Source organism: uncultured Sphingomonas sp. (assembly GCF_964237155.1).
Taxonomy (GTDB): domain Bacteria; phylum Pseudomonadota; class Alphaproteobacteria; order Sphingomonadales; family Sphingomonadaceae; genus Sphingomonas.
In genome coordinates this window covers 1-11,444 of record NZ_CAXSHH010000074.1, presented here as the reverse complement: position 1 = coordinate 11,444, position 11,444 = coordinate 1, and the positions used below count along the sequence as shown (strand labels likewise).

Here is an 11,444-nt window from a genome sequence, read left to right as displayed (position 1 = left end):
TGTCCTGAACGGAGCACCGGTAATGGCTCGCGCCGCCTCGCAATCCTTGTTCACCGCCGAGTTGATGCTGCCCGCGATCGGGCAGTCCTTCCGCAAGCTCGATCCCCGCCAGCTCATCCGCAACCCGATCATGTTCGTAACCGCGACGGTGGCGGTGCTCGTGACGGTGCTGCTGTTTATCGGCCAGGACGGGCTCGGCGCCGGCTTCAAGCTCCAGCTGGTGATCTGGCTGTGGCTGACGGTGCTGTTCGGCACCTTCGCCGAGGCGTTGGCGGAGGGGCGCGGCAAGGCCCAGGCGGCGAGCTTGCGCGGCGCGAAGGCCGAGCTGCAGGCCAAGAAGCTCGGCGGCGCGAGCTGGACGCTGGTTCCGGCGGCGCAGCTCGCGGTCGGCGACGTCGTCCTCGTCGAGACCAACGACCTGATCCCGTCGGACGGCGAGGTCGTCGAGGGCGTCGCGTCGGTCAACGAGTCCGCCATCACCGGCGAGAGCGCCCCCGTCATCCGCGAGGCGGGCGGCGACCGGTCGGCCGTGACGGCGGGCACGCGCGTCATCTCCGACCAGATCAAGGTCCGCGTCACCGTCGAACCCGGGCATGGCTTCCTCGACCGCATGATCGCGCTGGTCGAGGGCGCCGAGCGGCAGAAGACCCCCAATGAGATCGCGCTCACCATCCTGCTCGTCGGGCTGACGATCATCTTCCTGATCGCGGTCGGCACCGTGCCGTCCTTCGCCGCGTACGCGGGCGGGTCGATCCCGGTCACGATTCTGGCGGCGCTGCTCATCACATTGATCCCGACGACGATCGCAGCGCTGCTGTCGGCGATCGGCATCGCGGGCATGGATCGGCTGGTGCGGTTCAACGTCCTCGCCAAATCGGGCCGCGCGGTCGAGGCGGCGGGCGACATCGACGTGCTACTGCTCGACAAGACGGGCACGATCACGATCGGCGACCGCCAGGCGAGCGAGTTCCGCCCCGTCGGCGGCGTCCAGCCCGGCGCGCTCGCCGAGGCGGCGATGCTCGCCAGCCTGGCGGACGAGACGCCGGAGGGCCGGTCGGTGCTGGTGCTGGCGCGCGAGAAGTTCGGCGTCACCGCGACCGCGTTGCCGGCCGATGCGGAGGTGATCCCCTTCACCTCGCAGACGCGCATTTCGGGCCTGCGCACGGGCGGCTCGCTGATCCAGAAGGGCGCGGTCGAGTCGATCCTGAACGCTTACCCCGGCGTGAGCGAGACGGCGGCGGCGACCGACCTGCGCCGCATCACCGACGAGATCTCGCGCGCGGGCGGCACCCCGCTGGCGGTCGCGCGCGACGGCAAGCTGCTGGGCGCGATCTTCCTCAAGGACGTGGTCAAGGCGGGCATCCGCGAGCGCTTCGGCGAGCTTCGCCAGATGGGCATCCGCACCGTGATGATCACCGGCGACAATCCGCTCACCGCCGCTGCGATCGCCGCCGAGGCTGGCGTCGACGACTTCCTCGCCCAGGCGACGCCGGAGGACAAGCTGGACCTGATCCGCAAGGAACAGCAGGGCGGAAAGCTGGTCGCGATGTGCGGCGACGGCACCAACGACGCCCCCGCGCTGGCGCAGGCGGACGTCGGCGTCGCGATGAACACCGGCACGCAGGCCGCGCGCGAGGCGGGTAACATGGTCGATCTCGACAGCGATCCGACCAAGCTGATCGAGGTCGTCGGGCTCGGCAAGCAGCTGCTGATGACGCGCGGGTCGCTTACGACTTTTTCCGTGGCGAACGACGTGGCGAAGTATTTCGCGATCATCCCGGCGATGTTCGCGGCGCTTTATCCGTCGCTCGGCGTCCTCAACGTCATGGGGCTGGGGACGCCCGAAAGCGCGATCCTGTCGGCGATCATCTTCAACGCGCTGATCATCCCGCTCCTCGTGCCCCTCGCGCTCAAGGGCGTCGCGTACAAGCCGATGGGCGCGGGCGCGCTGCTCCGCCGCAACCTGGCGGTCTACGGCCTGGGCGGGCTCGTCGCGCCGTTCGTCGGCATCAAGCTGATCGACCTGGTCGTCGGCGGCCTCAACCTCGCCTAAGGGATAGACACGATGGGCAAGGACTTCTCCGCCGCGCTGCGGCCCGCGATCGCGCTGACGATCCTGTTCGCGATCCTGCTCGGGATCGGTTATCCCCTGGCCATGACCGGTCTGGCGCAGGCGATCTTTCCCACGCAGGCGAACGGCAGCCTGGTCCGCGAGAACGGGCGCGTGATTGGATCGACCGTGCTTGGCCAGGCGTTCACGACCGACCGGTATTTCCAGACCCGGCCATCGGGCGCGGGCAAAGGCTATGACGCGCTCGCCTCGGCGGGCTCCAATCTGGGGCCGACCGATACCCGGCTCGTCGACCGGGTGAAGGCCGATGTGGCGGCCCGCCGCGAGCAGGGCGTGACCGGCGCGGTCCCGGCCGATCTCGTGACGACCTCGGGCTCGGGCCTCGATCCCGACCTGTCGCCCGCCGCCGCGCTCGCGCAGGTCGCGCGCGTCGCGCAGGCCCGCGGGTTGCCCCAGGCGGCCGTGCGCGATCTCGTGACGCGCTCGGTCGACGCGCCGACGCTGGGCTTCATGGGCGAGCCGCGCGTGAACGTGCTGGCGCTCAACCGCGCGCTCGATCGGCTCGGGACGCCGGGTACGCGTTGATCGGGGCCACGCGTTGACCGGCGAACGGCCGCGCCCTTCGCCCGACGCGCTGCTCCGTCAAGCGACGCGCGCGGGGCGCGGCCGCCTCAAGATCCTGCTCGGCGCGGCGCCAGGCGTCGGCAAGACATACGAGATGCTGTCCGAAGGTGCCGAGCGGATGCGCGCGGGCGTCGACGTCGTGGTCGGCGTCGTCGAGACGCATGGCCGCGCCGATACTGCGGCGCTGACCGACGGGCTGGAGATCCTGCCGCGCCGCGCGGTCGAGTATCAGGGGCGCTCGCTTCAGGAAATGGACCTGGACGGCCTGCTCGCCAGGCGGCCGCAGTTGGCGCTCGTCGACGAGCTCGCCCACACCAACGCGCCCGGGTCGCGGCATCCGAAGCGGCACCAGGATGTCGAGGAGCTGCTCGCGGCCGGGATCGACGTGTTCACCACCGTCAACATCCAGCATATCGAGTCGCTCAACGACGTCGTCGCGTCCTTCACGCATGTGCGGGTGCGCGAGACGGTGCCCGACAGCGTGCTCGAGGATGCGGAAATCGAGGTCGTCGACATCCCGCCCGACGACCTGATCGAGCGGCTGCGCGAGGGTAAGGTGTACCTGCCGCAGGAGGCGACGCGCGCGCTGTCGCACTTCTTCTCGCGTCCGAACCTGTCCGCTTTGCGCGAGCTGGCGCTCCGCCGCGCGGCGCAGGCGGTCGATGCGCGGATGCTGGAGGACGTCCGCGCGGCGGGCGCGGGCGGCGTGTGGGGCGCGGGCGAGCGGATCGTCGTCGCGGTCAGCGAGCTGCCCGGCGCGGACGGCTTGGTTCGCGCGACCAAGCGCATCGCCGATGCGCAGCGCGCGCCCTGGACCGCCGTCCATATCGACACGCCGCGCACGCAGGGCTTCGGCCCGGCGGAGCATAAGCGGCTGGCGTCGGTGCTGAACCTGGCGACGCAGTTGGGCGGCGTGGTGGCGAGCGTTCCCGCCGAGCATGTCGTCGACGGCTTGAAGGCCTTCGCCGCCGATGCGCGCGCGACGCAGATCGTGGTCGGCAAGTCGTCGCGCTCGCGCTGGTTCGAGTTTCGGCACGGATCGGTCGTCGACCGGCTGGTGCGCGAGACGCCCGGCGTCGCCGTCCATGTCATGCCGTTGGAGGGGGCCACACCGCCGCCCCCGTTGCCGATCACCGCGCGGAGGACGGTCCGGCGGCGCGGGCACCCGTCGGATTACGCCTGGACCGCGTTGATGGTCGCGGCGCTGACGGCGGCGGCGAGCGGCCTGTCACGGCTGCTCGATATCGGCAACGTGGCGCTCCTGTACCTGCTGCCGGTTATGGCGGCGGCGACGTTGTTCGGCCTGCGCGCGGGCCTGTTCGCTGGGGTGACGTCGAGCCTGGCTTACAACTACTTCTTCATCCCGCCGACCGGCACCTTCACGATCTCCGATCCGGAGAACGCGGTGTCGGTCGTGGTGCTGCTCGGCGTCGCGGTGGCGATCAGCCAGCTGGCGTCGCGGGTGCGCGCGCAGGCGGATCTGGCCGCCGCCAGCGCGCGGTCGAACGCGACGCTTGCGGGGTTCCTCCGTCGCCTGACCGCGGTCAACGACGCCGACGCGCTGGCGGCGATCGTGTGCGAGGAGCTGGGACGGACGTTCGACGCGCACGCGGTGGTCGTCCGGCCGACGCCGACGGGGATCGAGCTCGCGGGCGGCCCGGTCGACCTGAAGCTGGAGACGATGGAGCGCGCCGCCGCCGAATGGACGCTCGCGCATGGCCGGCCGACCGGGCGCGGCACCGACACGCTGACCGCGTCCGAATGGCGGTTCCATCCGCTGACCGCCGGTGGGAAGACGGTCGCGGCGCTCGGCATGGTGCGCGACGACGGGGAGGACCCGCTGCGCTCCGACCAGCTGCCGCTGTTCGTCGGGTTGCTTGACCAGGCGTCGCTCGCGGTTGAGCGTGTGCGACTGACGGAAGAGATGCAGGGGATGGACACGATCCGCGAGCGCGACCGGTTGCGCGCGGCCCTGCTCCGATCGGTCGGGCACGACCTGCGCACGCCGCTCACCGCGATCGTCGCCGCCACCGCCGAGTTGGAGCGCGGGAACGATCCCGCCCAGGTCGCGACGATTCGCGCGGAGGCGGAGCGGCTGCGGCGCTTCGTCGCGAACCTGCTCGACATGGCGCGCGTCGAGGCGGGCGCGCTGAAGCTGCGGGTCGAGGCGACCGACCTGACCGACGCGGTGGCGAGCGCGGTCCACGACACGCGGGGTGCCCTCGAAGGCCGCGCGATCCGGCTTGAGGTGCCCCCCAACCTGCCGCTGGTGCGCGTCGACCCGCAGCTGCTCCATCACTGCCTGCTCAACCTGCTCGACAATGCCGGTCGCTATGGCGAGCCGGGCACCCCCGTGATCGTGCGTGGGGCGCGGACGAGCGACGGGATCACCCTGTCGGTGGCGGATCAGGGGCCGGGTCTGCCGCCCGGACGCGAGGCGAGCGTTTTCGAGACGTTCCACCGGCTGGAGGGGTCGGACCGCAGTCCCGGCGGGACGGGGCTGGGCCTTGCGATCGTGAAGGGATTCGCGGAGGCGATGGGGCTGAGCGTCGAGGCGGCGAACCGGGAGGACGGGGAGGGCGCGGTATTCTCGCTACGCTTCCCGGGTGCGCTGCTGATGCGCGGCGACATCGAAGCGGAGGCGTCGTGAGCGGCCACTTGATCCTGCTGGTCGACGACGAGGTCGCGATCCGGCGGCTCGCGCGCGGGGCGCTCCAGAGGGCGGGATACCGGGTCGTCGAGGCGGGGACCGCGCGCGAGGCGACCGAACTAGCGGCGGCCGAACGGCCCGCCCTAGTGCTGCTCGATCTGGGGTTGCCCGACCGGGACGGGCTGGAGCTGATCGGTTCGCTCAAGCGGGGCGCGGCGGTGATCGTGGTGTCCGCGCGCGAGGCGGTGGACGAGAAGGTCGCGGCGCTTGACCTCGGCGCGGACGATTACGTCACCAAGCCGTTCGACACCGACGAACTGGTCGCGCGTGTCCGCGTCGCACTGCGCCATCGGCTCCGCCCCGATGGCGAGCGCGGACCGATCGCGGCGGGGGATGTGGTGATCGATCTCGACCGGCGGCTGGTGACGCGGGGCGGGGTGGAGGTGCATCTGACGCGCAAGGAATTTGATGTAGTGGCTGAACTCGCCCGCGCCCCGGGCCGCGTCGTCACGCACGAGCGGATCCTGGCGGCGGTGTGGCCCGCCTCGCACGACCGGCCGGTCGAGTATCTCCGCCTCGTGGTGCGCAACCTCCGCCAGAAGCTGGAGGCCGATCCGGCGTCTCCGAAGTTGATCGTCAACGAGTTGGGGGTGGGGTATCGGCTTTCGACCGGGACGAGCGACTAGCGCGCGGGGATTCGCCATAGATAGATCGTCGTGCCCTCGACCTCGCGGGTCGCTTCGGGAACCCAGTCGGTCATGCCGAAGGCGTGGCTGACGATGCGGGTGCCAGGTTTGAGCATCTTCATCAGCCGCGGGCGGAGCTTGTCGTTGAGTTCGGGGAGCAGGTAGAGCGTGACGACGGTCGCCTCGCGGATGTCGGTCTCGAACAGGTCTTCGTTGCGGAAGGTAACCCGGCCCGTAAGCTTGGCCTCGGCGGCGTTCACCCGCGCCTCGGCGATGCGGGTGGGGTTGATGTCGACGCCGACCGCGCGGATCCCGAAGCGCGCGGAGGCGGTGACCGGGATGCGCCCGTCGCCCGAGCCGAGATCGTAGAGCACGTCGCCGGCCTTCACCTGAGCCAGGTCGAGCATGGCGTCGACAACCGCGAACGGGGTCGGCACGTAGATGACGTCGGGTTCGCGGAGCGGCTTGGGCGTCGTGGGCCGGGGTGCGGCGGTCGATTGCGCGGCGAGCGGCGGCGCGGCGCAGAGCGCGAGCAGGAAGGCGGCGGGCAGGTACTTCATGGGACAGGCTCCTTTGCCGGGTCGGGATGGCGGGCGGAATCGATCCAGGGCAGCATGATCGCGCCGAGCCCGAGCACCGCGACCCCGACCAGCGCTCCCCAGCCGGTATAGGCGAGGCTCGACCAGAGCAGCCAGGCGTTGGTCAGGCAGAATAGGAGCGGCAGGACCGGGTAGAGCGGAACGCGGAACGGGCGGGATAGGTCGGGCTCGCGCGCGCGGAGCACGAATAACGAGATGCCGACGAGCAGAAAGAACAGCCAGAATACCGGCGCGGTGTATTCGACCGCGAGGCGGAAGCCGTCGCGCGCGACCGCGCCCGCCGCGACGAGCAGCAGCGCCGCCGCGCCCTGGACGAGGAGCGCGTTGCCCGGGGTCGCGCGACCTGCATCCCATCGGCCGAGCCAGCCGAGCGCGGGCACGTCGCGCCCGAGCGCGAAGCTGCTCCGCGCGCCGGTGAAGATCGTCGCGTTGGCGGAGGTCAGCGCGGCGATCGCCACGATGCCCGCGATCAGGGTAGCGCCAGCCGGTCCCGCGACGCGACGCATCAGGTCGGCGGCGACCGCGTCCGACGCGGCCATGCCCGCGAGCCCCAGGCCGCGCAGATAGGCGAGGTTGACGAGCAGGTAGAGCAAGGTGACGAAACCCAGGCCGATCACCAGCACGCGCCACATCAGGCGCGGGGCGTCGCGCAGCTCGGCGGAGACATAGACCGCCTCGCTCCAGCCGCCATAGGTCAGGAGCACGAACACCAGCACCAGGCCGAGCGCGCCCTCGCTGGATACTGGGACAGTCGCTTGTGCGGGCAGGGTGGGGGCGAACAGGAGGCCCGCGACGATCACGACCACGAGGCCGAGAACCTCGACGAGCACCAGCCAGTTCTGCGTCGTCGTCCCCGCGCGGAGCCCCAGCCAGTTGAGCGCGGTCAGGCCCGTAACCGCGAGCGCCGCGTATATCGCCGCGCCGCCCGGCAGGACGCTGGCCATGTAGTCGCCGAAGACGTAGGCGAGAAGCGCGACCGAGCCGGTCTGGATAATCGCGAGCCGCGCCCAGCCATAAAGGAAGCCTATCCGCCCGCCGTAAGCACGCACGAGATAGCGATAGTCGCCGCCGGGGCCAGGATAGGCCGACGCCAGCTCGCCGTAGCAGAGCGCGCCTACGGTTGAGATCGCGCCGCCGAGCGCCCAGGCGAGCAGCATCGTGACCGGCCCGTCGCTGGCCCCCGCGACGAGCGAGGGCGCCTTGAAGATGCCCGCGCCGATGACAATCCCGACGGTGATCGCGATCGCCTCGCGGGGCCCGAGCAGCGGGACGGGGCCGGGCGGGTCGGGTCGGCTCATGCCGACCGCGTTACCACGCCCGGATCGACGGGTCAGCCCAGGCCGCGGGCGTGCTTTCCGCCGTGACGTTGGCCGAGATAGCTGGTGATCCGGCGCAGGTCCTCCGACGCGGCGGTGGCGGCGTCGGGGCAGCAGGACAGGGGCCCGTCGGTCGCGCATGACGCGCGCAGGGCGACCTTGTGGCTCAACTCCTCGAGATCGGCGCGCGTGAGGATGTTCCTCTCGCGCAACAGGCACAGAAGGCTTTGAAGAATGATGATGCTCTCATCGCCCGGGTCGACGTTCGAAGCGGCGGTTGGACTTTGTGCGTACGCCATGATCGCTCTCCTTATGCTTTGAGAGCAGGGTACGCCGTTTTCCCTCATCCGCAATAACTTAGTTCAAGCCGCCGCCGAGCGAGCGGTACAGCTCCACCAGGTTGTTCGCGCGGGCGAGGCGCGTGTTCACGAGTTGCTGCCGCGCGGCGTAGGCGGTGCGTTGCGCGTCGAGGGCGGTGATGAAGTTCGTCACGCCGACTCGGTAGCGCGCGTCGGACAGGCGCGAGGCGACCAGGGCGGAGTCGGCGCGGGCGGACTGGGCCGCGATCTGCTCCTCGATGGTGCCGCGCTGGGCGAGAGCGTCGGCGACCTCGCGGAAGGCGACCTGGATCGTGCGCTCGTAATTCGCGACCGCGACCTGCTCCGTCGCCCGCGCGAGGCGGACGTTCGAACGGGCGCGGCCCCCGTCGAACAGGGGCAATGAGATCCCGGGCGAAGCCGAGTAGGTGAAACCGCCGCCGCCGAACAGGCCGGTCAGCGCGGTGCTGATCGTGCCCACGGCGGCGGTGAGCGAGATGTTGGGGAACAAGGCCGCGCGCGCCGCGCCAATATTGGCGTTCTCGGCGAGCAGCTGGCGCTCGGCTTGGAGCACGTCGGGGCGGCGGAGCAGGACCTGCGACGACAGGTCGGTCGGGAGCGTGCGCAGCGTCGCCTCGCCCTGCCCCAGCGCGTCGGGCAGCAGCATGGGGGCGACCGGCGCGCCGACCAGCAGCTGGAGCGCGTTGGCGTCCTGGGCGACGCGCGTCCTGAGCACGGCGATGTCGTTGCGCGCGGCCTGATAGTTGGTGTCGGCCTGGCGCGCCTCGAGCTCGGAGGCGACGCCGACCCGGAACTGCGCTTGAGTTAGCGTACGGGTCTGTTCGAACGCGCGGAGCGTGTCGCGCGACAGGCTGAGCTGGTCCTGGTCGGAGGCGTAGGTGAGCCAGGCGGTCGCGATTTCCGCGATCAGGCTGATGCGGGTGGCACGGCGTGCCTCCTCGGTGGCGAAATATTGTTGTTGCGCCGCGCGGCTGAGATTGCGGACGCGGCCGAACAGGTCGAGCTCGAAGGCGGAGAAGCCCGCGTTGAGCGAATAGAATTCGAGGTTCGATGAACCTGTCCCGACCCCTGCGCCCGTCCCGACGCCCCCACCGCCCGCGCCGGTGCCGCCCGTCCCCGTGCCTGCCCCTGCTCCACTCGTGCCCCCGCTGCCGGCCGCGCCGAAGGCGTTGTTGGTGTAGGTGGCGGAGCCGGTCAGGCCGGTGGTGGGCACCTGGGCGGCGCGCTGGATGCGGAAGCGTTCGCGCGCCTGGATGACGTTGGCGGCCGCGACCTGGAGATCGCGATTATTCTCCAGCCCCTGCGCGATGACCTGGCGCAGGCGGTCCTCGGTGAAGAAATCGCGCCAGCCGATCGCGGTGACGTCGGGCGCGTTGGTCGGGCCAAGCGGATAGACGCCGCCCTGGGGCAGCGTCGCGGGCACCGCACCCACGGGCCGGACATAGGTCGGCGCGAGGTTGCAGCCGGCGAGTGTGGCCGTGCCCGCAAGCGCCGCAAGTGAGAGAAGTCGCGTCATCGGATCAAGCTCCCTGCGGCGAAGGCCGCCCCTGCGGGTCGGTGGGCGGCGAAGGCCGCCCCTGCGGGTCGGTGGGTTCGTCGCGCACGGCGGGTTCCGCCCGGCCGCCGCGGCCGAATAGGCGGAGCACCACCACGAAGAACATCGGCACGAAGAATATGGCGAGCACGGTCGCCGACAGCATGCCGCCCACCACCGCCCAGCCGATCGCGTTCTGTCCGCCCGCGCCCGCGCCCGACGAGAGAGCGAGCGGCAGCACGCCGAACACGAAGGCGAGCGAGGTCATCAGGATCGGCCGGAGCCGAAGCTTCGCCGCCTCGACCGCGGCGTCGAACGCGCTCATCCCGTCGCGCATCCGTTCCTCGGCGAACTCGACGATCAGGATCGCGTTCTTGGCCGACACGCCGATCGTCGTGATCAGCCCGACCTGGAGGTAGATGTCGTTGTTCAGCCCCCGAAGCGACGCCGCGAGCACCGCGCCGAGCACGCCCAGCGGCACGACGAGGAGGACCGAGACGGGCACCGACCAGCTTTCATACAGGGCGGCGAGGCAAAGGAAAACGAGCATCAGCGACAGCGCATAGAGCGCGGGAGCCTGGCCGCCCGACAGCTTCTCCTCGAAACTGAGGCCGGTCCATTCAAGCTTGGTTCCGGGCGGCAGCTTGGCATGAAGCTCCTCCATCGCGGCGAGCGCGTCGCCCGACGAATAGCCGGGGCCGGGGATGCCCAGCAGCTCCATCGCCGGCGAGCCGTTATAGCGCGTGATCTGCACGGGCGCGTTCTCCCAGCGGAGCGTGGCGAAGGCGGTGTAGGGGACCATCTGACCACCCTGGCCGCGCACGAACAGGCTGCCCAGATCCTCGGGCTTCTGGCGGTAGGGCTGGTCGGCCTGCAGGAAGACGCGCTTGACGCGGCCCCGGTCGATGAAGTCGTTGATGTAGGACCCACCCCAGGCGGTCGAGATCGTCTGGTTGACCTGCGCCAGATCGACGCCGAGCGTACGCGCCTTGTCCTGGTCGATTTCCACCTTCAACTGCGGCGCGTCGTCGAGCGCGTTGGGCCGGACCTGCGCGACGCGCGGCTCGGCCTGCGACATGCCGAGCATCTGGTTGCGCGCGGCGAGCAGGCGTTGATAGCCGATCCCCGTCTCGTCGACGATCTGGAGATCGAAGCCGGTGGCGTTGCCGAGTTCGGCGACCGCGGGGGGCACGATCGCGAATATCAGCCCGTCGGTATAGCCGCCGAACGCGCCCATCGCGCGCCCGACGATCCCCGCCGCGCGGTTCGCCGCGCCCTTGCGCTCCGCCCAATCCTTCAGGGGCACGAAACCGATGCCGCTATTCTGGCCCTGGCCGGCGAACGAGAAGCCGTTCACGGTGAACACGCCGCGCGTGTTGCCAGCCTCCGCCTTCAGGAAATGGTCGCGGACCAACGTCAGCCCGCGTTCGGTGCGGCTGGTGGTCGCGCCTGAAGGACCCTGCACGAGCGCGATGACGTAGCCCTGGTCCTCGTCGGGCAGGAAGCCGGAGGGTAAGCGATAGAACAGCGTGCCCATGCCCGCCACGATCAGCGCGTAAACGACCAGCGATCGTTTCCAGCTGCGCGCGGTCGCCTTGACGCCGCGTTCGTAGCGGCGCTGGCCGG

At 70.6% G+C, this 11,444-nt stretch carries 9 protein-coding genes; 4 read left to right on the top strand and 5 right to left on the bottom strand.

Going from position 1 to position 11,444, the window contains the following annotated elements; all coding sequences use genetic code 11:
• Window positions 1-22 precede the first annotated feature (22 nt).
• Genes kdpB through ACFE71_RS12955 form a run of 4 tightly spaced genes read left to right on the top strand, consistent with a single transcriptional unit; the run spans window position 23 to window position 6,031 of the window.
• Window positions 23-2,053, top strand: a complete 2,031-nt coding sequence (gene kdpB, locus ACFE71_RS12970) for a potassium-transporting ATPase subunit KdpB (RefSeq protein ID WP_375429209.1) — start codon at window positions 23-25, stop codon at window positions 2,051-2,053.
• 12 nt (window positions 2,054-2,065) lie between these two features.
• Complete coding sequence (gene kdpC, locus ACFE71_RS12965) at window positions 2,066-2,656, top strand: potassium-transporting ATPase subunit KdpC (protein ID WP_375429208.1); 591 nt, start codon at window positions 2,066-2,068, stop codon at window positions 2,654-2,656.
• A 13-nt stretch (window positions 2,657-2,669) separates the two neighbouring features.
• Window positions 2,670-5,345 carry a DUF4118 domain-containing protein gene (locus ACFE71_RS12960; RefSeq protein ID WP_375429207.1) on the top strand — a complete coding sequence of 892 codons (2,676 nt, stop codon included), beginning with the start codon at window positions 2,670-2,672 and terminating at the stop codon, window positions 5,343-5,345.
• Window positions 5,342-6,031: a response regulator gene (locus tag ACFE71_RS12955; protein WP_375429206.1), complete on the top strand. Its 690-nt coding sequence runs from the start codon at window positions 5,342-5,344 to the stop codon at window positions 6,029-6,031. Before ACFE71_RS12960 ends, ACFE71_RS12955 begins: the two co-directional genes overlap by 4 nt.
• On the opposite strand, the gene ACFE71_RS12950 is transcribed toward ACFE71_RS12955, so the two are convergent.
• The 5 genes from ACFE71_RS12950 to ACFE71_RS12930 all read right to left on the bottom strand — a co-directional run.
• Window positions 6,028-6,591 (bottom strand): SAM-dependent methyltransferase, encoded by a 564-nt coding sequence (locus tag ACFE71_RS12950; protein WP_375429205.1) that lies wholly within the window; start codon window positions 6,589-6,591, stop codon window positions 6,028-6,030. The two genes, ACFE71_RS12955 and ACFE71_RS12950, sit on opposite strands and share 4 nt — an antisense overlap.
• Entirely contained in the window at window positions 6,588-7,928 is a 1,341-nt protein-coding gene (locus tag ACFE71_RS12945) for an APC family permease (protein ID WP_375429204.1), read from the bottom strand. The genes ACFE71_RS12950 and ACFE71_RS12945 overlap by 4 nt, the downstream gene beginning before the upstream one ends.
• A 32-nt stretch (window positions 7,929-7,960) precedes the next feature.
• A complete protein-coding gene (locus ACFE71_RS12940) occupies window positions 7,961-8,245 on the bottom strand; it encodes a hypothetical protein (protein ID WP_375429203.1) in 285 nt (94 codons plus the stop codon).
• Window positions 8,246-8,303: 58 nt separating this feature from the next.
• Entirely contained in the window at window positions 8,304-9,800 is a 1,497-nt protein-coding gene (locus ACFE71_RS12935; protein ID WP_375429202.1) for an efflux transporter outer membrane subunit, read from the bottom strand.
• Between the two features lie 4 nt (window positions 9,801-9,804).
• A partial coding sequence (locus tag ACFE71_RS12930; RefSeq protein WP_375429201.1) for an efflux RND transporter permease subunit occupies window positions 9,805-11,444 on the bottom strand: 1,640 nt, incomplete at its 5' end.

Excerpts from the sequence above, each read along its gene's own strand:
- kdpB (WP_375429209.1), top strand. The coding sequence starts at position 23 with ATGGCTCGCGCCGCCTCGCAATCCTTGTTCACCGCCGAGTTGATGCTG.
- kdpC (WP_375429208.1), top strand. The coding sequence starts at position 2,066 with ATGGGCAAGGACTTCTCCGCCGCGCTGCGGCCCGCGATCGCGCTGACG.
- ACFE71_RS12950 (WP_375429205.1), bottom strand. The coding sequence starts at position 6,591 with ATGAAGTACCTGCCCGCCGCCTTCCTGCTCGCGCTCTGCGCCGCGCCG.
- ACFE71_RS12945 (WP_375429204.1), bottom strand. The coding sequence starts at position 7,928 with ATGAGCCGACCCGACCCGCCCGGCCCCGTCCCGCTGCTCGGGCCCCGC.
- ACFE71_RS12940 (WP_375429203.1), bottom strand. The coding sequence starts at position 8,245 with ATGGCGTACGCACAAAGTCCAACCGCCGCTTCGAACGTCGACCCGGGC.
- ACFE71_RS12935 (WP_375429202.1), bottom strand. The coding sequence starts at position 9,800 with ATGACGCGACTTCTCTCACTTGCGGCGCTTGCGGGCACGGCCACACTC.